Source organism: Streptomyces sp. col6, assembly GCF_008042035.1.
Taxonomy (GTDB): Bacteria; Actinomycetota; Actinomycetes; order Streptomycetales; family Streptomycetaceae; genus Streptomyces.
In genome coordinates this window covers 1,462,164-1,483,772 of record NZ_RDBL01000013.1, presented here as the reverse complement: position 1 = coordinate 1,483,772, position 21,609 = coordinate 1,462,164, and the positions used below count along the sequence as shown (strand labels likewise).

17 protein-coding genes, 1 pseudogene and 1 riboswitch are annotated in these 21,609 nt (G+C 73.3%); of the genes and pseudogenes, 3 read left to right on the top strand and 15 right to left on the bottom strand.

Annotated features, from left to right (window positions below; translation table 11 throughout):
* Window positions 1–117 precede the first annotated feature (117 nt).
* The 4 genes from EAO73_RS23450 to EAO73_RS23435 form a co-directional block, all read right to left on the bottom strand.
* Entirely contained in the window at window positions 118–3,828 is a 3,711-nt protein-coding gene (locus EAO73_RS23450; protein ID WP_147973425.1) for a CHAT domain-containing protein, read from the bottom strand.
* Complete coding sequence (locus EAO73_RS23445) at window positions 3,825–4,790, bottom strand: hypothetical protein (protein WP_147973424.1); 966 nt, start codon at window positions 4,788–4,790, stop codon at window positions 3,825–3,827. Before EAO73_RS23445 ends, EAO73_RS23450 begins: the two co-directional genes overlap by 4 nt.
* Before the next feature lie 27 nt (window positions 4,791–4,817).
* Complete coding sequence (locus tag EAO73_RS23440; RefSeq protein ID WP_147973423.1) at window positions 4,818–5,090, bottom strand: hypothetical protein; 273 nt, start codon at window positions 5,088–5,090, stop codon at window positions 4,818–4,820.
* 167 nt (window positions 5,091–5,257) lie between these two features.
* Entirely contained in the window at window positions 5,258–6,610 is a 1,353-nt protein-coding gene (locus tag EAO73_RS23435; protein ID WP_147973422.1) for a peptidase C39 family protein, read from the bottom strand.
* 188 nt (window positions 6,611–6,798) lie between these two features.
* Here EAO73_RS23435 and EAO73_RS23430 point away from each other — a divergent pair, with 188 nt between their 5' ends.
* Window positions 6,799–7,383, top strand: a complete 585-nt coding sequence (locus EAO73_RS23430) for a uridine kinase (RefSeq protein ID WP_147973421.1) — start codon at window positions 6,799–6,801, stop codon at window positions 7,381–7,383.
* Between the two features lie 392 nt (window positions 7,384–7,775).
* On the top strand, window positions 7,776–9,680 hold the full coding sequence (locus EAO73_RS23425; RefSeq protein ID WP_191134178.1) for an AAA family ATPase: 1,905 nt from the start codon (window positions 7,776–7,778) through the stop codon (window positions 9,678–9,680).
* A 45-nt stretch (window positions 9,681–9,725) separates the two neighbouring features.
* Here EAO73_RS23425 and EAO73_RS23420 read toward each other — a convergent pair whose 3' ends face one another.
* The 10 genes from EAO73_RS23420 to ribD all read right to left on the bottom strand — a co-directional run bounded on the left by EAO73_RS23420 (window position 9,726) and on the right by ribD (window position 18,438).
* Window positions 9,726–10,823 carry a hemolysin family protein gene (locus EAO73_RS23420; protein ID WP_147973419.1) on the bottom strand — a complete coding sequence of 366 codons (1,098 nt, stop codon included), beginning with the start codon at window positions 10,821–10,823 and terminating at the stop codon, window positions 9,726–9,728.
* Window positions 10,820–12,196 carry a hemolysin family protein gene (locus EAO73_RS23415; protein WP_147973418.1) on the bottom strand — a complete coding sequence of 459 codons (1,377 nt, stop codon included), beginning with the start codon at window positions 12,194–12,196 and terminating at the stop codon, window positions 10,820–10,822. The genes EAO73_RS23420 and EAO73_RS23415 overlap by 4 nt, the downstream gene beginning before the upstream one ends.
* 352 nt (window positions 12,197–12,548) lie before the next feature.
* Window positions 12,549–13,013 carry a PH domain-containing protein gene (locus EAO73_RS23410; protein WP_147973417.1) on the bottom strand — a complete coding sequence of 155 codons (465 nt, stop codon included), beginning with the start codon at window positions 13,011–13,013 and terminating at the stop codon, window positions 12,549–12,551.
* A gap of 25 nt (window positions 13,014–13,038) precedes the next feature.
* Complete coding sequence (gene hisG, locus EAO73_RS23405) at window positions 13,039–13,887, bottom strand: ATP phosphoribosyltransferase (RefSeq protein WP_018524274.1); 849 nt, start codon at window positions 13,885–13,887, stop codon at window positions 13,039–13,041.
* A gap of 63 nt (window positions 13,888–13,950) precedes the next feature.
* A complete protein-coding gene (locus tag EAO73_RS23400) occupies window positions 13,951–14,223 on the bottom strand; it encodes a phosphoribosyl-ATP diphosphatase (protein ID WP_018524273.1) in 273 nt (90 codons plus the stop codon).
* Between the two features lie 34 nt (window positions 14,224–14,257).
* On the bottom strand, window positions 14,258–14,743 hold the full coding sequence (gene ribH, locus EAO73_RS23395; protein ID WP_018524272.1) for a 6,7-dimethyl-8-ribityllumazine synthase: 486 nt from the start codon (window positions 14,741–14,743) through the stop codon (window positions 14,258–14,260).
* 40 nt (window positions 14,744–14,783) lie between these two features.
* Window positions 14,784–16,082, bottom strand: a complete 1,299-nt coding sequence (locus EAO73_RS23390) for a bifunctional 3,4-dihydroxy-2-butanone-4-phosphate synthase/GTP cyclohydrolase II (RefSeq protein WP_147973416.1) — start codon at window positions 16,080–16,082, stop codon at window positions 14,784–14,786.
* A complete protein-coding gene (locus EAO73_RS23385) occupies window positions 16,079–16,723 on the bottom strand; it encodes a nicotinamide mononucleotide transporter family protein (protein ID WP_147973415.1) in 645 nt (214 codons plus the stop codon). The genes EAO73_RS23390 and EAO73_RS23385 overlap by 4 nt, the downstream gene beginning before the upstream one ends.
* The gene (locus EAO73_RS23380) at window positions 16,720–17,337 is read right to left on the bottom strand and encodes a riboflavin synthase (RefSeq protein WP_147973414.1); all 618 of its coding nucleotides are present in this window, start codon (window positions 17,335–17,337) and stop codon (window positions 16,720–16,722) included. The genes EAO73_RS23385 and EAO73_RS23380 overlap by 4 nt, the downstream gene beginning before the upstream one ends.
* Window positions 17,338–18,438: a bifunctional diaminohydroxyphosphoribosylaminopyrimidine deaminase/5-amino-6-(5-phosphoribosylamino)uracil reductase RibD gene (ribD, locus tag EAO73_RS23375; protein WP_147973413.1), complete on the bottom strand. Its 1,101-nt coding sequence runs from the start codon at window positions 18,436–18,438 to the stop codon at window positions 17,338–17,340.
* 157 nt (window positions 18,439–18,595) lie between these two features.
* Window positions 18,596–18,726, bottom strand: a riboswitch (FMN riboswitch).
* A gap of 275 nt (window positions 18,727–19,001) precedes the next feature.
* Here ribD and EAO73_RS23370 point away from each other — a divergent pair.
* On the top strand, window positions 19,002–21,350 hold the full coding sequence (locus EAO73_RS23370; RefSeq protein WP_147973412.1) for a chitinase C-terminal domain-containing protein: 2,349 nt from the start codon (window positions 19,002–19,004) through the stop codon (window positions 21,348–21,350).
* 91 nt (window positions 21,351–21,441) lie between these two features.
* Here the strand turns inward: EAO73_RS23370 and EAO73_RS36690 are convergent.
* A pseudogene (locus tag EAO73_RS36690) lies at window positions 21,442–21,609 on the bottom strand (ROK family transcriptional regulator); the annotation flags it as partial.

The window sequence follows — 21,609 nt, the reverse complement described above, 5'->3', positions numbered from 1 at the left end:
GCCCCGCGCGCCCCGGAGCGTCTCCGTCCCGCCGCCGCCCCGCGACGTGCGCAAACGGTACGGCCGGGGAGGCGGGCCGCCCATCGCCTGTGCCGCAGACCACACCGCGCCCGCCGATCAGCGGCCCACGGCCACCAGTCCGGCCCAGCACGCCGGGTCCGCCGGATCGTGGCCCGAGGCCGTGAGGGCGTCCAGCAGTCCGGCCGCGAGCCGCCGCACGTCGGCCGGGAGCGACGCGGGCAGTTCCCGTGCCGGGCCCACCATCCAGAGCTGTGCCCCGCGCAGCGCGTCCACCGGCGGATGGCCCGTACGCAGCCCGTGGTGGAACAGGAGGTCGACGAGGGCCGTCGCATGCAGCCGTACCGGCCACAACGAGCCCAGCACGGACGACGCTCCCCCGGCCAGGAACGCCGCCGCCATGGTGAACGACTCGTCGTGATGGCGGCGCGGCAGGCCGTTCATGCACGAGGCCAGGGAGACGCACAGCCCCGGCCCCTCCGGCGGCACCGGGAACCGCTGGGCCGCGATGGTCTGCACGGACAGGCGGTCCACGTCCCCGGCGGGCGCCCCGTCCGGCCCCATGACCGTGCCGAAGGCGAGGTGCGAGCGCCAGCTGTCCGACGGATCGGGCAGCAGGTGCGCCGACACGTCCACGATGCCGTGCGCGAGGGCGGCCCGCCGGATCTCGTCGAGGACCTCCGCGGGCCGCGTGGTGCCGTCCGGGCCACCGCTCGTGCGGCCGGCCGGGCGGCCCGCCTCCGGAGCCAGCAGGCGCGGCCTCGGGTACAGCCGGTGCAGCGCCCTGCTCGACGAACTCCGGGCCTGCGCTCCCGTCAGCCCCAGGACCAGCAGGGCCCCGTCCCCGGCCCGGACCGGGGGCCGCCCGGCCGCGGCGACGAACATCCGGGCGGACGGGGCGGTGGACAGCACCAGCCGGTCGACCGCCCGGACCGCGCGCCCGCCCGGACCCGGCAGCCGCGCCGCGCTCCACGGCACCGAGGCCAGCGCCCCGAGCGGCACCAGCACCAGCCTCGGCAGGCCGTCGGCCCCGGCGCCCCGCGCGTCCCGCGTCAGGGGCCCCACCACCGCCCGCCCAGCCCAGTCGCACAGCCCGTCCAGACGGGCCCGCCAGGCGTGCTCGGCCGCGTCGGCCCGGGGCGCGGAGAGCAGCAGTTCCAGGGCGCCCGTGTAGGCGTCCAGAGCGGTGGGGTCCGCCAGGCCGGCCAGGGGGGTCCAGCGGACACCGCCGTCGCGCCGCACCCGCAACGCACCCCCGGAGACAGGTGAGTTCCGGGTCGGCAGCAGGTACACCAGCTCGTCGTTCCCGGTTCCGCGCAGGGCCGCCGCGATCTCCGCCACCGGCACCGTCCCCAGCAGGGTTTCCAGGGCGCCGTGCTCCTCCAGCACCGCCCGCACCCGGGCACCGAGGCGCTCGGGCACCGGGTGTTCGGCGTACGAGTCCCAGGCGGCCCCGGACCCGTCGGGTGCTCCCTCCGGCCGGTTTCCCGCCCGGTTCTGCCGGTGCGCGGCGTCCCGCCAGGCGCGCCACTCCCCCGCCAGGTCCGCGCGGCCCAGCCCGGTCAGGGTGCGCAGCACGTCGACGGTGGCCATCTCGGTGTGCAGGGCGAGCGCCCGGCCGCGCTCCAGGGTGCCGACGGCCTCCTCCAGGGCGCCGTCCTCGACGCACCAGCCGGCGACCTCGCGGGAGAGCGGCCCGGCCCGTTCCGCCGTCAGCACGGCGTCGGCGGCGGCCTCCTGCACGAGCACCCGGCGCGCCAGCAGGCCCAGGGCCTCCTGCCCGGTCCGGCGGGACCGCTCGCGCCCCGCCCGGCTCGCCGCGGCCGACGAGGTGCCGGGCCGGGCGGCCCGGACGAGCAGTTCGCCGAGCCCGGCGGGGGCGGGGTCCACCGCCCGTTGCGCGCGGGCCAGTTGCATCCGCAGGTCCAGGGCGGGGGTGTCCACCGCGTCCGGCCGGGCGGCCGCGGCCTCCTCCATGCGCCGCAGCCGCCGGTCCCGGTCGCCCGGGACCTCCCCGCCGGGGGCGGTGCCCGCCGCCAGGGTCTCGGCGTAGAAGTGGACTGCGCGCACGGTGTCCTGGAACGGAGGGCGGGACGCGACATCGGGCCGGTCCACCAGCCGGCCGATGGCTTCGGCGTGCGCGCGGGCGGCGCCCGGTGGGGCGGCCGGCGCCTGTGCCTCGGCCAAGCGGGCGATGTGCAGCAGCAGTTCCCGGCCGGCGAGCTGCGGGGAGCGCTCGTCGGTGCGGCTCAGGGACTCCGTCAACGCCGTACCGGCCTCGGCCAGCAGCGCGTACCGCTCATCGCCGGCGAGCCCGCCGCCGTCGGTGTAGGTGGCGGCCATCAGCAGCGACCAGCCCAGGGTGTGCTGGACCAGCGCCAGCAATTCCGGGCTGTGGTCCTCGCGGGTGTCCGCCAGCCGCCGCGCCCGGTCCACGCACAGGCGCAGCAGCTGCCGGGTGCGGGCCGCGTGGCCGGCCCGGTCCTGCGCGGGGGTGGCCTCGTCCCCGGTGCCGGTGCAGTCCGCGTCGTCGGCCCCCGCGTGGTAGTGGAACGCGGTGTGCACCTGGGCGAACACGGCGTCCAGGACCAGACGGTGCAGCGGGTCGGCGGGGTGCTGGGCCCGCGCCCGGCGCAGCATGGCGAGCGCGGACCGGATGTCGCTCAGCGAACCCTCGCCCGAGCCGCGCAGGGACAGGAGCTGTACGAGGGCGAGGTCGACCGGAGCCGTCAGCGGATGCCCCGGAGGCAACAGGGAGCGGACGCCGTCGAGTTCGAGGACGACCGCCCCGATGTCGCGTTCCCGGGCCGACCAGGTCCCGATCACCTGGGTGCGGGCCAGGGCCCTGGCCGCCAGGGTCTCGGACCACTCCGGGGAAGCGGGGTCCATGATCCTGACGGCGTGCTCCAGCGCCGCGACCGCGTCCTCGAGGCCGAGCCCGTCGACGCTCTCGCCCACCGTGATCGCCCGCAGCAGCTCGGCACCGAACCGGGCGGCGGCCAGCGGGTCGTCGGGCGCGGCCTGCCACACGGCCCGGTGGGCCAGGGCGAGGTCCGCGGCGCCCGTGGCGCGGGCGGCGTCCCCGCCGGTGTGCACCTGGGTGGCGAGCGCGGCCCCGGCGGCGCGCAGCTGAGCCCGCTGCGCGTCGTCCAAGTGGCTGCCGGGCCGGGCCAGTTCCTCGGCGGCCAGCCGGGCCGCCTCCGCCTCGCCGGGGCTGTCCCCGCCGTACTCCGCGACGCGCTGCGCGAGGACGACGTAGCGGTACCTCCACTCGTCGCGCCGGGCGTCCTCCTCCGGGAGCAGACGTAACGCGCGCCGCATCAGGTCCTGGTGGGCGATCCTGCTCCGCACGAAGCGCTCGGGGGCCTCCTGCGGCGGAATGCCGTCGCGCCGGCCGGCGAGCGTGCGGCGGACGTGGTCGGCCGACTCGTGCACGACATGGGTGAGTTCGAGGAGGGCGAGGTAGGTGTCCCGCACCTCGTCGTCGGTCATGGGCGGTTCGACGAGCGGGCGGGCCTCGCGGAGCAGCCGGCGGCAGGGCCCCAGGCAGTCGGTGGCGCGCAGGAGCCAGGTGTCCAGCGTCCGTGCCTCGTCCGGCGGGGGCACGTCGCCGGCCGCGATGACCCCGGTGCAGGCGTCCGCCACCGCCTGCACCGTGTCGTACCAGTCGGTGAGCTCCGTCGCCGGGTGCACCTCGGCGTGCGCGCCCGGCCGGAGGAGGTGTTCGGCGTGGTCCCCGGCGGCGCGGAGGGCGGCCGCCAGCTCGCTCTCCCGGCCGCGCCCCCGCCCCGGGTGGGTGTAGTCGATCATGGTTCCGGCTGCTCCTCGGGCGGGCGCGCGAAGGTGATCTGCGGGGCCGAGTGGCCGGTGCGCCGGAGGTACGCGGTGAACTCCTGGCCCGTACGCCTCTCGTCCGCCGTGCCTTCCGGGAGCGGCCAGGCCGCCGCCGCGTAGAGCGCGTCCCGGTGGCGGAGCAGCGCCGCCTCCACGGTGTCCGCGTACTCGTCGACGCCGTCCCCCAGCCCGGCGAGCAGCAGCGCGCCGACCAGGGCGCCGGCGAGGGCGGCGAGTACGGCGGGCCAGAGGGCGACGCGGTCCAGGAGGGCGAGCGGCAGCGCGGTGACGACGGTGAGCGCCGCCCAGACCAGGTTGCGGGCCCGGCCCAGCACCTGGTCCGAGGCGCGTTCCAGGTCGCGCCGGGCGGGCTCGTCGAACAGTTGCTGGAGCAGCGGCCAGCAGAGCTGGGCGTCCAGCCGGTGACGTCCCAGGATGCGTTCGCCCATGGCGGCGAAGCTGTCGCCGATCCTGGTCGGGGCCGTCAGCACGTCCTGCACCGGCCGCCGGAAGAGCTTGCGGCGCGCCTCGGCGGCGGCGCGGCCCGTCCACGGCTCCCCGGTGCGGTCGGTGAGCCGTCGTTTCGCCCGCACCCGCCCGGCGATCCGGCGGGCGACGAGGGCGGCGAGCGGTCCGCGTACGGGCAGCGCGGTACCGGACAGCAGATGCACGAGCGGCCCCGCCAGGGCCGTCACCACGAGGGAGGCACCGCTCGCGGCGACGACGGCCAGCACCCCGAGGGCGGCGAGCGCCAGCGGCTCACCGTGTCCGGCGTCGCAGATCACGGCGGTGGGGCCGGTTGCCGGGCAGATGCCCGAGGGCGGGCGCCAGGGGCGCAGCAGCAGGACGGCCACGGCGGTGAACGCGTAGGCGCCGCCGCTGATCAGCGCCGTCCAGCGCTTCGCCGGCCCCGACGCCAGCGCCGAGATGATCCCCATGGCAGCCCTCCCGGTCTCCGCCCCGGCTCAGCCCCGCGGGTTCCGCCGCCGGTAGACCAGCTCCGCGCCGCACGCGCACAGGAAGTCGCCGTCCTGGGGGAAGTCCATGCTGCCCGGCTTGTCGGTGGTGCAGGGCGCGGTCTCCCCGGGTTCGCGGGAGCACTGCCAGCTGAAGGAGGCGACACCCAGCGCCTGCGCCGGCGGTGCGAGGGCGAGGTGACCGTCGGCCGCCTCGACGTCCAGCGGCTCGTCGCCGCCGAACCAGTCGTCGGCTTCCTCGTCGTGGTCGCGCCGCACCATCCGACCCCCCGGGCTCTCGGCCGTATGTCGTCCCGCCACGCACTGTAGCCCGGGGGCCGGAGCACGGTCCGGTGAAGCGGAGGATTCGCCCGAATGGCAGTCACCAGCCGTGCGGGGCAGTGGACTTCACCGCCCCGCACGGGTCCGGGCCGGGGACGGGCGGGGGCTCAGACCAGCCCGAAGGACCGCAGCGCCCACCGCTGTGCCGGGGTCGGGCGGGCCGGCCAGTAGACGTAACAGACCCCGCCCGTCCCGCTCTTGACGTTGCCGTTCGCGTCGTACCGCTTCGTCCGCAGCCAGATCGTCTCCCACTCGTGGCGCTTGTAGACGTGGCGGACCGCGTCGTCGTCCGGGGAGGCGGGGTCGTTGGCGATGACGTCGCCGTCCGCGGTGAAGCCGATGACCGTCATCAAGTGGCCGGAGGTGCCGTAGCCCGCGCCGGTCAGCTCCTCCTTGAGGAAGGACTGCGAGGTGATGACCGGGATGCCCGCGCGGACCAGGGTCTCCACGTCGTTCAGGGAGCCGAGCCGGGTGACGGCGGCGCTCATGTCGCGGTACGTGGCCGCGTAGGCGGCGTTGAACGGCCAGTTGCCGCAGCCCTCGTACTGGTTGTCGTACGTGAAGCGCGCCGCGTGGCAGACCTGGGGATCCTGTATGCCGGGCTCGACCCAGGCGAGGTCGTCGGCGGAGGGCTTGCGGCCCCAGTACTCGATGATCATCTGCGAGGAGGTGGGGCTGCACCACGCCTCGCCGCCGTTGTCGTACTCGGGGTACTGGCCGACGTGGAGGTTCTGCGAGTAGCGCGGCACCGGCAGTTCGCGGACCAGGCCCGGGGTGCTGGCGGGCACCGTGAAGCGGTCGGGGATGTCCGAGGCCATCGCGCCCACCCGCCACACCGTCGGGGTGAGCCGGGTGCCCGGGGTGCGGTACAGGGTCAGCCGGAGGCGGTACGAGACCAGGCGCAGCCCGCTCGCGGCGTCGTCCACCGAGAAGGTGTCCGTCCAGATCGAGCTCTTGCCGTCGCTCTGGTCGTCCACCGAGGTACGGCGGATGTCCCCGTCACCGGCGGCCCAGCGGCCCATCACGTACCAGGGGGTCTCGGTGCCGTCGGAGTATGTGCCGCGCAGTTCGGTCTGGATCCAGGTGCCGGCCGGGGTGTCCGCGTTCCAGGAGGCGATGACCTCGGTGGCGGGGACGGAGGAGCGGTGGACCGGGGAGGTCCAGGTCGCGTACTCCCACGCGGCGGTGGTGCCGGTGTGCGGGTCGGTGTAGTCCGTACGGCCCAGCGGGTGGGCGATGGCGAGGCCCGCACGGAGGCCGGCGACCGCGCGCGTCCCCTCGTTCCGGCCGAAACGCCAGTCGGGGTACGTGGTCCAGGCGTGGTTGTCCACGGAGGGCGGCGCGGGCCTGTCGCGTCGCGGTGCGGCGGACGCGGAGGCGGCGGACGACAGTGCTCCGGCGCCGGCGGCAGCGGCAATGGCGGCGGCGAGCACGGTACGGCGTGAGGTGGGACTGGGCATGGGCGAGACCCCCGGTCGTCGGCGGAATGGGGCTGCGGTGCACGACAGTGCGCCAACTATCGCGGTTCGCGTCCCCGTTCGGCCAGCGATTCGGCCCGTGCCGATCAACCAATATTGGTCTCTACCACTGGCGTGACCTGCGGCTGGTCCGAACGGCCCAGCGCGCACCCGGCTCGTAGGCTGGGCCCATGGACGACCTCGCTTCCCATGCCGCCCGGCTGCGCGCTCTCGCGCCGTCCTGCGGACCGGTGCGGCTGATCGCCGTCGACGGGCACGCGGGATCGGGCAAGAGCACCTTCGCCGGCCGGCTCGCGACGGCGCTCGGCGGGGCGCCCGTGCTGCACCTGGACGACCTGGCGACGCACGAGGAGCTGTTCGCCTGGACGGACCGGCTGCGCGAGCAGGTGACGGGGCCGCTCTCGCGCGGCGAGCCCGCGCGGTACGCGCCGTACGACTGGACGGAGCGGGCCTTCGGACCGGTCAGGACCCTGGAGCCCGCCCCCGTGATCCTGATCGAGGGGGTCGGTGCCGGCCGGCGCTCCCTGCGGCCCCTGCTGGCCCGGCTGCTGTGGATGGATCTCGGGGCCGAGGAGTCCTGGGATCGGGGCCGCAGGCGCGACGGGCCCGCGCTGCGCTCGTTCTGGGACGGCTGGACCGCGGCCGAGACGGCCCACTTCTCGGCCGACCCGTCCCGCCCCTGGGCGGATGCTCTGGTACGGCAGTTGCCTGTGGGGTACGAGTGGCGGAAGGGACCCGTACGGGAGCAGTGCTGAACCGTTCCGTCACCGGGTGTGACCGGCTCGCGTCTCCGTACTGAGCAACCGGAAATCGACTCGCGAGTACCTCAACTCCGCTTGACCGGGGGGCGGTACAGGTCTTACGTTCTCAATGTGCGGCTTTTCGGAGCCCCCACAGACGCGAAGCCCCCGGTTGTTCCCCCGTGACCGGGGGCTTCGTCCTGTGCTCCCCGCACCTCTCCGACCCTCCCGATCTCACCCTGGGTCACGACGCGTCCCGGGCCTGCGGCACCCTTCGTCGGATACGCACCGCACAGGTACGATGCCTCTCGGTGCGGTCAATTCCCGTCCACGGCACAGCGATTCGGCGCGCCTCGGCGGGCTTTCGGGCGGCGGGACATCCTGGGGGCACGTTTGTGGGGGACCTGATGGGCTTCGGTACGCAGGGCGCACAGGCCCCGGCCGACCTCGCGTGGCTGCGGGGCGTGGACGCCTACACGATGGGCGCCTATCCGCAGGCGGAGGAGGAGTTCCGGGCGGCCGTCCGGCAGGACCCCGGGATGGCGGACGCGTGGCTCGGTCTGCACGCGCTGCGCGTCGACACGGCGTCGGCCCTGCTGCACATGCACCGCCACCGCGACCGCTTCGGTGAACAGCGCGGCCGCCACCGGCGCACGCTGAACTCGTGGTACTGGCTGGGCTGGTGGGTGCAGCCGGTCCTGGAGAGCCCGCGCGACCTGCTGCTGGCGCACGCCTCGCACTGGCTGGACGGCCGCCATGTGGCCGAGCTGGACCGGGCGCTGGCCGCGCTGCCGCCGGTGGAGACCGATGCCCAGGTCCGCTTCCTGCACGCCTGCCGCTCCTATCTGGTCAAGGACTGGGAGCAGCTCGTACGCCACACCGAGCAGCTGATCGACGATCCGATGCTCGGCATCGAGGCGGGGCTGTTCGGCGGGATGGCACGGGTGCGGCTGGAGATGTACGGGCAGGCCGAGCCGATGCTCGCGACGGCCCTGATGCGCTGCCGCAGCGAACAGCCGCAGCGCAAGGAGCTGCGCTACTGGCTGGCCCGCGCGCACGAGGGAACCGGCCGCAGTGCCGCGGCCCTGCCGCTGTACCGGGCCGTGCACCGGATCGACCCCGCCTTCATGGACACCTCCGCGCGGCTCGCGGCCATCGCGGACTACGACGGGCTCGACGGCACCGAGGACATGTCCGGGCTGGCGGCCGTGTCCCTGACCGGTATGGAGGCGGACGGGGTCTGCGCGGAGGGCCTGGCGGAGTCCGCGCCGTCGCCGGGCGCCGAGCAGCCGGACGGCCGGGAGCTGTCACCGGGCGGTGAGCCCGCCGACCCGCCCGGCGTCGGGGTCTCCCCGCTGCCCGGCGGCGTACGGGCGAAGGCCTCGGGGCCGGCGCAGCCCTTCCCGGCCGGGCCCAGCGACCCGGCGCTGCTGGCCGAGGCGCTGGCCGAGCTGGAGCGGATGGTCGGTCTGGAGCCGGTGAAACGGCAGGTGAAGGCCCTGTCGGCGCAGCTGAACATGGCGCGGCTGCGGGCGGGCCAGGGGCTGCCCGTACAGCCGCCGAAGCGGCACTTCGTCTTCTCCGGGCCCTCCGGCACCGGCAAGACGACGGTGGCCCGCATCCTGGGCCGGGTGTTCTACGCGCTGGGCCTGCTCGGCGGGGACCATCTGGTGGAGGCCCAACGGGCCGATCTGGTGGGCGAGTTCCTGGGCCAGACCGCGGTGAAGGCGAACGAGCTGATCGATTCGGCGCTGGGCGGGGTGCTGTTCGTCGACGAGGCGTACAGCCTCTCCAACACCGGGTACAGCAAGGGTGACGCGTACGGCGACGAGGCCCTTCAGGTCCTGCTCAAGCGGGCGGAGGACAACCGGGACCATCTTGTCGTCATCCTGGCCGGCTATCCGGAGGGCATGGACCGGCTGCTGTCCACCAACCCCGGGCTCTCCTCGCGCTTCACCACCCGGGTGGACTTCCCCAGCTACCGGCCGCTGGAGCTCACCGCGATCGGCGAGGTGCTGGCCGCGGAGAACGGCGACGCCTGGGACGAGGAGTCGCTGGAGGAGCTGCGCTCGATCAGCGGCCACGTCGTCGGCCAGGGCTGGCTGGACGAGCTGGGCAACGGCCGCTTCCTGCGGACGCTGTACGAGAAGAGCTGCGCCTACCGCGATCTGCGGCTCTCGGGCTGTACGACGGTGCCGACCCGGGACGACCTGGCCACGCTGCGGCTGCCGGACCTGATGCAGGCGTACGGCGAGGTGCTGTCGGGACGCGGGCCGGTCGGCCGGGGGCAGCAGGAACCGCCGGGCCTGTGAACAGCGGCCCCGGCCACCGGAAACCTCCGGCGGCCGGGGCGCGGCTCAGCCGACCAGGGCGCCCGCCCCGTCCGGGTCCGTCGTCCGCTCCTCCGTGCGACGCGGCTCCGCCACCCGGTGCGCCGGGTCGCGTACCTCGCCGACCAGCGTCTCCAGGACGTCCTCCATCGCGACCAGGCCGAGCACCCGGCCCGATGCGTCGGCGACCTGGGCGAGGTGCGTGGCGGCGCGGCGCATCACGGTGAGGGCGTCGTCCAGCGGGAGTTCGGCCCGTACGGTCGCCATCGGGCGCCACAGCTGCTGCGGCACCGCCCGCTCACCGTCCTCCAGGTCGAGGACGTCCTTCACGTGCAGGTAGCCCATGAAGGGCCCGCCGCCCTCGGCGCAGACCGGGAAGCGCGAGAAGCCCGTGCGGACCGTCAGCTCCTCGATCCGGCGCGGGGTGACGGAGGGGTCCACCGTCACCAGGGCGGCCCGGCGCAGCAGCACGTCGGTGACCGGCCTGCTGCCCAGCTCCAACGCGTCCTCCAGCCGTTCCTGCGCCTCGGGTTCGATGAGACCCGCCTGCCCGGAGTCCTCCACGAGGCGGTTGAGCTGCTCGCTCGTGAAGACGGCCTCCACCTCGTCCTTCGGTTCGACGCCGAAAAGGCGCAGCACCAGCCGGGCGCAGGCGCCGAGCGCCGCGGTGACCGGCCGGCAGAGCCGGGCGAAGCCGACGAGGCCGGGGCTGAGCCAGAGCGCGGTCTTCTCCGGCGCGGCCATCGCCAGGTTCTTCGGGACCATCTCGCCGATGACGAGGTGGAGGAAGACGACGAGGACGAGCGCCAGCACGTAACCGAGCGGGTGGATCAGCCCTTCGGGCAGGTGCACGGCGGTGAAGACCGGCTCCAGGAGGTGCGCGACGGTGGGTTCGGCGACGGCACCCAGGGTCAGGGAGCAGACGGTGATGCCGAACTGGGCCGCCGCCATCATCCGGGGCAGGTTCTCCAGGCCGTACATCACCTGGCGGGCGCGGCCCGAACCGGCCGCGGCGAGGGGTTCGATCTGGCTGCGGCGCACGGAGACGAGGGAGAACTCCGCGCCGACGAAGAAGCCGTTCGCCAGGACCAGGAGTGCGGCGAAGAGCAGTTGTACGAGGCTCATCGCGCCGCCTCCAGAACGGCCGGCTCCGGGGCGTCCGCGCCGGGGACCTCGGCGCCGGGGATCTCCGCCACGCGTACGAAGCGGACCTTCTCGGCGCGGTAGTGGCCGACCTGGCGGACCGCGATCCGCCAGCCGGGGAGCTCGGCCCGGTCGCCGGGCGCGGGAATGCGGCCCAGCAGATCGGCGACGAGCCCGGCGACGGTCTCGTAGGGGCCGTCGGGCACGTCGAGTCCTATGCGGCGCAGGGTGAGGACGCGGCAGCTGCCCTCGGCGTCCCAGGCGGGCCTGCCGTCCTCGGGCGGGGCGGGGGCCAGCTCGGGGCGGTCGGCGCCCTCGGCGTCGTGCTCGTCGCGGACCTCGCCGACGAGCTCCTCGATGATGTCCTCCAGGGTGACGACCCCGGCGGTGCCGCCGTACTCGTCGACGACGACGGCGATCGGCTGCTCCTTGCGCAGCCGCTGGAGCAGCTGTTCGACGGGCAGCGTCTCGGGCACCAGGAGCGGCGGCACGGCGATCCGGCCGGCGGTGGTGCGCAGCCGGTCGGGGGCCGGGACGGCGAGGGCGTCCTTGAGGTGGATCATGCCGACGACCTCGTCGATGCGCTCCCGGTAGACGGGGAAGCGGGACAGGCCGGTGGCACGGGTGAGGTTGAGGACGTCCGCGGCGGTGGCGGAGGTCTGCAGGGCGCTGACCTTCACGCGCGGGGTCATCACGTGCTGGGCGGTGAGCCCGGCGAGCGACAGGGTCCGTACGAAGAGGTCGGCGGTGTCCTGTTCGAGGGTGCCCGCCTCGGCGGAGTGCCGGGCGAGGGAGACCAGCTCACCGGGGGTGCGGGCAGAGGCCAGCTCCTCGGTGGGCTCGACGCCGAGGAGGCGTACGAGCCGGTTGGCCGCGGTGTTCAGGGCCCCGATGACCGGCCGGAAGAGGCGGGTGAAGCGGGCCTGCGGTCCGGCGACGAACCGGGCGACCGTGAGCGGACGGGAGACCGCCCAGTTCTTCGGGACGAGTTCGCCGATGACCATCTGGACGGCGGCGGCGAGCAGCATGCCCGCCACCACGCTGACGGTCGGGATCGCGCCGTCGGGCAGGCCGGTCAGGGCGAGGGGTCCGTCCAGCAGCTGGGCGAGCGCCGGCTCGGCGAGCATGCCGACCACCAGGGAGGTGATGGTGATGCCGAGCTGGGTGCCGGAGAGCTGGAAGGAGAGTTCGCGCAGGGCGTCTGTGACGGTGCGGGCCCGCCGGTCGCCCTCGGCGGCGGCGCGCTCGGCGTCCGCGCGTTCCACGGTGACGAGCCCGAACTCGGCCGCCACGAAGAAGCCGTTGGCGAGGATGAGAAGGAATGCCGCGCTGAGCAGCAGGAGGGGGGTTGTCATGCCGCCGCCTCCGCGGAGGGGGCGGCGCAGGTACTACCGGACGATCCGTCCATTGCTGGAGGGAGTCACTCCTCGGGTCGCAGGAAAAGCCCCGCCGGCCGCGTGGGCCTTTGGGCGGGGCGGGGCGCGCACGGGGCGCCACCGCCTTCCAGAGTAATCAACGGGAGGCGGTACGGGGGAAGGGGCTGGGGGCGGCTTGTCGGTCAGGGTCGGTCAGGCCGCGGCGTCTGGTGCGGTGCATCGCAAGGCGCCGGGGCGTCCTCATGGCGGAGCCATTCGGGCGTTTCGGCAACGCGGCGAGGTGCCGTGCCAGGCGTCGCGGACCCGGCCCTGACCGACAAGCCGCCCCCCCCTAGCCGTTGTCGGCGCCCGTGCCGCGGTTCTCGGCGAGGGCTCGCAGGGCCCGTGCGTCCTGGATGGCCCGCTGCTTGGCGATGCCGGGCTGGATGCCGAGGGCGGGCATGCTGGTGCCGTCGCTGAGGTCGAGGAAGACCCACGGATCCCCCACCCGCAGGTTGACGCGGACGATCTGCGCCCAGGAGAGGCGCCGGGTGCGCGTGAGGTTGACCACCGTCACGCCCTCCTCGTCCGCGACGACCTTGGGGCGGCTGAGCAGCGCCAGGACGCCGAAGAAGAGCAGCGCGGTGAAGACGAAGCTGACCCGCTCTCCCCCGCTGAGCTGTTCGAGGGTGAAGGCGACGACGGTGATGACCGCGAACATCGCCGCTCCGACGGTCAGCAGGACCACCCGGGTGCGGGTCGGCCGGAAGGTGACCGGCAGGGCCGGGAGGCCGGGCGGGGGTGTGGGGGCTGACATCGTGCTCTTCTTCCGTCCGCCGCCGTCAGAGCCGGCAGGCGTGGATCGCGGTGGTGAGGATGGCGCGGGCACCCAGGTCGTACAGGTCGTCCATGATCCGCTGCGCCTCGGCGGCGGCGACCATGGAGCGGACGGCGACCCAGCCCTCGTGGTGCAGCGGGGAGATGGTCGGCGACTCCAGGCCCGGCGTGAGGGCGACGGCGCGCTCCAGGTGCTCGACGCGGCAGTCGTAGTCCATCATCACGTAGCTGCGGGCCACCAGGACGCCCTGGAGGCGGCGCAGGAACTGCTGGACCTTGGGCTCGTCGCCGGGGGCGCCGGTGCGCCGGATGACGACGGCCTCGGAGGTCATGATGGGTTCGCCGATGACTTCGAGGCCGGCGTTGCGCAGGCTGGTGCCGGTCTCGACGACGTCCGCGATGACCTGGGCGACGCCGAGTTCGATGGCGGTCTCGACGGCGCCGTCGAGGTGGACGACGGAGGCGTCGACACCGGACTCGGCGAGGTGCTTGGCGACGATGCCCTCGTAGGAGGTGGCGATCGTCAGGCCGCCGAAGTCCGCGGGGTCCGTGACGGTGCCGGGCTTGGTGGCGTAGCGGAAGGTGGAGCGGGCGAAGCCGAGCTGGAGGATCTCCTCGGCCTCGGCGCCGGAGTCCAGCAGCAGGTCGCGGCCGGTGATGCCGATGTCGAGGCGGCCCGAGCTGACGTAGATGGCGATGTCGCGGGGGCGCAGGTAGAAGAACTCGACCTCGTTGGCGGGGTCGACGAGGACGAGTTCCTTCGACTCCTTGCGCTGCTTGTAGCCCGCCTCATGGAGCATCGCCATCGCAGGCCCGGAGATAGCACCCTTGTTGGGGACGGCGATGCGCAGCATGAGGTCGGGTTTCCTTTGCGAAAGGTGTGGCGGGATGACGTACGGGAGCGTGCGGGGCCTTGCTCAGAGGTGGGCGTAGACGTCGTCGAGGGAGATCCCGCGCGCGACCATCATCACCTGGACGTGGTACAGCAGCTGCGAGATCTCCTCGGCGGCGGCGTCCTTGCTCTCGTGCTCGGCGGCCATCCAGACTTCGGCGGCCTCCTCGACGACCTTCTTGCCGATGGCATGGACCCCCTTGTCCACCAGCTCGGCGGTGCGGGAGGTGGAGGGGTCGCCGTTGGCGGCCTTGAGCTGCAGCTCGGCGAAGAGCTCTTCGAAGGTTTTGTTCGCCATGATGTGCTCAGAATACGGGGTGCCGGGCCCGCACTCAGCGCCAGGGTTCGCTGACCGAGCGCAGTGTGGCGGCGGTCGCCACGGCGGCGGTGACCGCTTCGTGCCCCTTGTCCTCGTTGGACCCTTCGATGCCCGCGCGGTCGAGCGCCTGCTCCTCGGTGTCACAGGTGAGGACGCCGAAGCCGACCGGGACGCCGGTGTCGACGGCGACCTGGGTGAGGCCGTTGGTGACGCCGTGGGACACGTATTCGAAGTGCGGGGTGCCGCCGCGGATGATCACGCCGAGGGCGACGATCGCGTCGTACCCGCGTCCGGCGAGCACCTTGGCGACGACCGGGAGCTCGAAGCTGCCGGGGACCCGCAGCAGGGTCGGCTCGTCGATGCCCAGCTCGTGCAGGGCGCGCAGCGCGCCGTCGACGAGTCCGTCCATGACCTTCTCGTGCCACTGTGCGGCGACGACCGCCACACGGAGGTCACCGCAGTTGCGTACGGACAGTTCGGGTGCGCCCTTGCCGCTCATGTCTCTCCTGGCTTCTCTGTACGGGTGACTGCTGGTGGTGCTACTGGTTGTCGCAGGTCGACGCGGTGGCCGCGTCGAGCCAGGGCAGGTCGTGTCCCATGCGGTCGCGCTTGGTGCGCAGGTACCGCAGGTTGTGCTCGCCGGCCTGGACGGGCATCGGCTCGCGGCCGGTGACGGTCAGGCCGTACCGGGTGATCGCGGCGGTCTTGTCGGGGTTGTTCGTCATCAGGCGCAGGCTGCGCACGCCGAGGTCCTGGAGGATCTGGGCGCCGGCCGCGTAGTCCCGGGCGTCGGCGGGCAGGCCGAGCTCCAGGTTGGCGTCGAGCGTGTCGACACCCCGCTCCTGGAGCTCGTACGCGCGCAGCTTGGAGAGCAGGCCGATGCCCCGGCCCTCGTGGCCGCGCAGATAGACGACGACGCCGCGTCCCTCGTCCGTGATCCGCTCCATGGAGGCGTGCAGCTGGGGCCCGCAGTCGCAGCGCTCGGACGCGAAGATGTCGCCGGTCAGGCACTCGGAGTGGACCCGGACCAGGACGTCCTCGCCGTCCCCGAGGTCGCCGTGGACCAGCGCGACGTGCTCGACGCCGTCCACGGTGGAGCGGTAGCCGTACGCGGTGAAGGCGCCGAAGCGGGTCGGCAGCCGGACCTCGGCCTCGCGGCGGACGGTGGGTTCGTTGCTGCGGCGGTACGCGATCAGGTCCTCGATGGAGATGATCGTGAGGCCGTGCTTGCGGGCGAACGGCACCAGTTGGGGCAGCCGGAGCATGACCCCGTCCTCGCCCGCGATCTCGACGATCGCCCCGGCGGGCCGCAGGCCGGCGAGCCGGGCCAGGTCGACGGCGGCCTCGGTGTGGCCGTTGCGCACGAGCACCCCGCCGGAGCGGGCGCGCAGCGGGAAGATGTGGCCGGGGCGCACGAAGTCGCCGGGGCCGGCCGTGCCGCCGGCGAGCAGGCGCAGCGTGGTGGCGCGGTCGGCGGCGGAGATGCCGGTGGACACGCCGTGGGCGGCGGAGGCGTCGACGGAGACGGTGAACGCGGTCTTCATCGACTCGGTGTTGTGGCCGACCATCTGGGGCAGTTCGAGCCGCTCCAGCTCGTCGTTCTCCATGGGCGCGCAGATCAGGCCGCGGCACTCGCTCATCATGAAGGCGACGATCTCGGGGGTGGCCTTCTCGGCTGCGATGACGAGGTCGCCCTCGTTCTCGCGGTCCTCGTCGTCCACGACCACGACGGGCCGGCCGGCCGCGATGTCGCGGATGGCCTGCTCGACGGGGTCGAGGGCGAGGTCCTCGACAGGGGTCTCGTGTTCCGGGTGCAGCCAGGTGGGCTGGGCAGTCATGCCGTGGCTCCTTCCAGAGCGGGTGTCCGCGTACGCAGCCACCAGTCGCGCATGCCCCACAGGACGAGGGCGCCGTAGACGACGTAGATCAGACCGGAGAAGGCGAGGCCGCTGTGGAAGTTCAGCGGGACGCCGACCAGGTCGACGAGCAGCCAGGCGAACCAGAACTCGACCATGCCGCGCGCCTGGGCGAGCATCGCGACCAGCGTGCCCGCGAAGATGTAGGCGTCCGCCCAGGGGCTCCAGGACAGCGAGGGGAAGGCGGTGAACAGGCCGCCGACCGCGAGGGTGCCGAGGGCGGCGCCGCCGACCAGGTAGCCGCGTTCGCGCCAGGTGGCGAAGCGGACCGCTATGGAGCCGTCCTGCGCCTGCTGGCGGCCCCGGGTCCACTGCTGCCAGCCCCAGACGGCGACCGCGATGACGATGACCTGCTTGCCGACGCTGCCGGCCTGCTGGACGGAGACGTTGGCGGCGACCAGGACGACGCCGGACAGGAGCTGGGCGGGCCAGGTCCAGATCGAGCGCAGCCAGCCGAGCGCGAGGGCGATCAGGCCGATGGTGTTGCCGATCATGTCGGACCAGATGATGTGCTGGTCGAGGACGGTGAAGGCCTCGGAGTTCAGCCAGTGCAGGGCGCTCACTTCGTCTCCTCCCCGGTCTCCGGCGCGGCGTTGCCGAGCAGCCGCTCGACGTACTTCGCGATGACGTCCACTTCGAGGTTGACCCGGTCGCCCGGTCCCTTGATGCCGAGCGTGGTCAGCGCGAGGGTGGTGGGGATGAGGCTGATGGTGAAGAAGTCGGGTCCGGCGTCCACCACGGTCAGGCTGACGCCGTCCACGGTGATCGAGCCCTTCTCCACCACGTACCGGGTGAGGGCCGCCGGGAGCGAGATCTTCACGATCTCCCAGTTCTCGGAAGGCCGGCGCTCCAGGATGCGGCCGGTGCCGTCGACGTGGCCCTGGACGATGTGGCCGCCGAGCCGCCCGCCGAGCGCCATGGGGCGTTCCAGGTTGACGCGGGAGCCGGTCGTCAGGGCGCCGAGGCTGGAGCGGTTCAGGGTCTCGGCCATCACATCGGCGGTGAACTCGTGCTCGCCGAGCTCCACGACGGTCAGGCAGACGCCGTTCACGGCGATCGAGTCCCCGTGCTTGGCGCCCTCGGTGACGACGGGGCCGCGCAGACGGAAGCGGGAGGCGTCGTCGAGCTGCTCGACGGCGGTGACCTCACCCAGTTCTTCGACAATTCCGGTGAACACTCAGTTTTCCTTCCGGGCGTGGCCGGGAACGGCGGTGACGCGCAGATCGGGGCCGATGCGGACGGTCTCCGTCACATCGAGGCGCAACGCCTCGGCGAGGGTGGGGATTCCGGCGTCGGCGAGGGCGGCGGGGCCCGCGCCGAGGAGGACGGGGGCGAGATAGCCGACGACCTTGTCGACGAGTCCCGCGGCGACGAAGGCACCGGCCAGGACCGGGCCCCCTTCGAGGAGGACGGAGCGCACGCCGCGCGCGTGGAGGGCGGCGAGCAGGGCGGCCAGGTCCAGGCCGGACCCGCCGTGGGCGCGCGGGAGGCGCAGGACGGCCTCGTCGGGCAGGTGGCGGGCGTCGGCCTCCTCGGCGACCGCGACCAGGGTGGGCGCGGAGGCGTCGAGGACCCGGGCGCCGGGGCGTACGGCGGCGGCGCGGGTGTCGACGACGACGCGCAGGGGCTGGACGGCACCGTCGATGCCGCGCACCCCGAGCTGGGGGTCGTCGGCGCGGGCGGTGCCGGAGCCGACGACGACCGCGTCCGCCTCGGCGCGCAGCCGGTGGACGTCGGCGCGGGACTCGGCGGAGCTGATCCAGCGGCTGGTGGCGTCAGCGGCGGCGACCCGGCCGTCCAGGCTGGCCGCGTACTTCCAGGTGACGTGCGGGCGGCCCCGGCGCACCGAGGTGAGCCAGGCGGCGTTGCCCGCCTCGGCCTCGTCGGCGAGGAGGCCCGCCTCGGCCCGGACGCCCGCGGCGCGCAGGGTCTCGGCACCGCCGGTGGCCTGCGGATTCGGGTCGCCGACCGCGTACACGACCCGGGCGACGCCGGCCTCGATGAGCGCCTGGGCGCAGGGACCGGTCCGGCCGGTGTGGTTACAGGGTTCGAGGGTGACGTAGGCGGTCCCGCCGCGGGCCCGGTCGCCGGCCGCGCGCAGGGCGTGGATCTCGGCGTGCGGGCCGCCGGCGCGCTGGTGGAAGCCCTCGCCCGCGGTCTGACCGGCGGCGTCGAGGACGACGCAGCCGACGACGGGGTTGGGGCTGGTGGAGCCGAGACCGCGGGCGGCGAGCGCGATGGCTCGGCGCATGGCGGTGGTGTCGGCTGCGGTGTCCACCGGGTCCTCCTGCCTCTTCGGGCACGGACTCCGGGGCCTGTCGATGACGACAGAAGAAGCGGGAACGCACGACAGGGACGCCGGAAGCCGGAAAACACGGATGGTCCGGTGGTCCGGAATCCATCCGCCGACGGCGGCGTACCCGCGAAACGGCCCGCCGCGCACTGCCTCCCATCCGGACTTTAACCGTCGGTCCAGGAATCCCACCTGGTCAACCGGCCGCTGGATGCGGACGGGTCGCGGACTATAACCGCCGGTTCGGAATTGCACCGACCCCGGAGTGCGCTGCTGCTGGTACACGATCAGTGTGCCACGAGCGGGCATGGACCATACGGGTGAACGCTGTGGAGTGGCTCACAGACAGCCCGTGACAAGGGCTCTTTTCGGACAGCCGCACAGGAATGGATCACCGATGGTCCAGACCTATTGACGCACTGGTCTAGTCCTCTTAATCTCTGCGTCACCTCCGAGGACCGGTTTCCTGGTGTGCGCACGCCCGGGACCCAACACGACCCACCCCCTTGTCAGTTGTGTTCTGCCGACCTCCCCAGGAGGAACCGAACGTGCTGTCCCCCACTCGCGCGAGAGCCTCGCTCGTCGCCGCCGGCGTCTCCGTCGCCGCGCTGCTGCTCGGCTCGCTCGCCGCGGCCCCCTCGCAAGCCGCCGACCAGGAGTCCTGTCGCCCCGACGGGCTCTACGAGACGCCGGGCGTCGCCGTCCCCTACTGCTCCGTGTACGACTCCGAGGGCCGCGAGAAGATGGGCGCCGACCACCCGCGGCGCGTCATCGGCTACTTCACGAACTGGCGGACCGGCAAGGACGGCAAGCCGGCCTACCTCGCGTCCGACATCCCCTGGGACAAGGTCACCCACCTCAACTACGCCTTCGCCCACGTCGACGGATCGAACAAGATCTCCGTCGGCGCCGATGGGCCGGAAAACGCCTCCACCGGCATGACCTGGCCGGGTGTCAAGGGCGCCGAAATGGACCCGGACCTCCCCTACAAGGGCCATTTCAACCTGCTGAGCAAGTTCAAGAAGCAGTACCCGAACGTCAAGACGATGGTCTCCGTCGGCGGCTGGGCCGAGACCGGCGGCTACTTCGACGACAGCGGCAAGCGCGTCGACTCGGGCGGCTTCTACTCGATGGCCACCAACGCCGACGGCTCGGTCAACCAGACCGGGATCAACACCTTCGCGGACTCGACCGTCGACTTCATCCGGAAGTACGGCTTCAACGGCGTCGACATCGACTACGAGTACCCGACCACCATGAAGGACGCCGGCAACCCGCTGGACTGGACGCTGTCCAACGCCCGCCGGGCCGGTCTGGTCAAGAGCTACGCAGCGCTGATGAAGACCCTGCGCGAGAAGCTCGACCGGGCCTCCGCCGCCGACGGCCACCACTACCTGCTCAGCGTCGCGGCCCCCTCGTCCGGCTACCTGCTGCGCGGCATGGAGACCTTCCAGGTCCAGAAGTACCTGGACTACGTCAACATCATGTCGTACGACCTGCACGGCGCCTGGAACGAGTACGTCGGCCCCAACGCCGCGCTCTTCGACGACGGCAAGGACGCGGAACTCGCCCAGGCGAGCGTCTACTCCACCTCGCAGTACGGCGGCACCGGCTACCTCAACACCGACTGGGCGTACCACTACTTCCGCGGTTCGATGCCGTCCGGCCGGATCAACATCGGGCTGCCGTACTACACCCGCGGCTTCAAGAACGTGCAGGGCGGCACCAACGGCCTGTGGGGCAGGGCGGCTTCCACCGACTGCCCGGCCGGCGCGGGGCTGACCAAGTGCGGTGACGGCGCCGTCGGCATCGACAACCTCTGGCACGACGAGGACACCAACGGCAAGGAGGCTCCCGCCGGCTCCAACCCGATGTGGCACGCCAAGAACCTGGAGAAGGGCATCGTCGGCGACTACGTCACGGACTACGGGTTCCCCGCGGACACGAAGCTGACCGGCGCCTACGTCCGCAACTACGACTCCACGCTGGTCGCGCCGTGGCTGTGGAACGCCGAGAAGAAGGTCTTCCTCTCCACCGAGGACGAGCAGTCCGTGCAGGCCAAGGCGGACTACGTGGCCGACAAGGGCATCGGCGGCACGATGATCTGGGAGCTGGCCGGCGACTACGGCTGGAACGCGTCCAAGGGCCAGTACGAGCCCGGCTCGACGCTCACCTCGACGATGTACGACACCTTCAAGAAGGCCGCGCCCTACGGGGCGAAGCGCTCCACGATCGACCTGCCGACGCAGGCGCTGGACATCGACGTATCCTTCGGCCAGTTCCCGCTGGGCGACTCGAACTACCCGATCAGCCCCAAGCTGACGATCACCAACAACACGAAGGCGACGCTGCCCGGCGGCACGGAGTTCCAGTTCGACTACTCCACCTCGGCGCCCGCCAACGCCAAGGACCAGTCGGGCTTCGGCACCACGATCGTGCGCAGCGACCACACGGCGAACAACGTCGGCGGGCTGAAGGGCGACTACAACCGCGTCTCCCTGAAGCTGCCGTCCTGGCAGAGCCTGGCGCCCGGCGCGTCGGTCCAGGTGGACTTCGTGTACTACCTGCCGACGTCCACCCCGTCCAACTGGACCGTGACCTTCGGCGGGAAGTCCTACGCCCTGGCGGCGGACCTGGCCCGCGGCACCACGGTCGTCGAGCCGGGCACGGGCTCGACGCCGACGCCGACCCCGGACCCGTCGGGTTCGACCGGCCCGAGCCCCGACCCGTCGGGCGGCGCGTGCGCCGCGGCGGCGTGGAGTGCGAGCGCGGAGTACGGCGCCGGTACGACGGTGAGCCAGGACGGCCACCAGTGGAAGGCGAAGTGGTGGACGAAGGGCGAGAAGCCCGGCTCCACCGGTGAATGGGGCGTCTGGCAGGACCTGGGCGCCTGCTGAACCCCGCAGGTGCAAGCCCGTCCGGCGATTGAGGACGGAACCGGTTCGCCGGTCCGGGGCGGCTCGCAAGGGCCCCGGACCGGCACACCGGTCAAGCGCCCGGCGTGAACAGCGCCTCCTGCGCCGCCTCCCGCGCCGCGAGCAACGCCCCCCGCAGGACCGCCGTGCCGCCCAGCAGCCCCGCCCGGACCTCCGTCCGCAGCGGGGACATCGCCTCCAGCCGCCCCGAGACCCGGGCGGCCAGCGCGTCGCCCCCCGC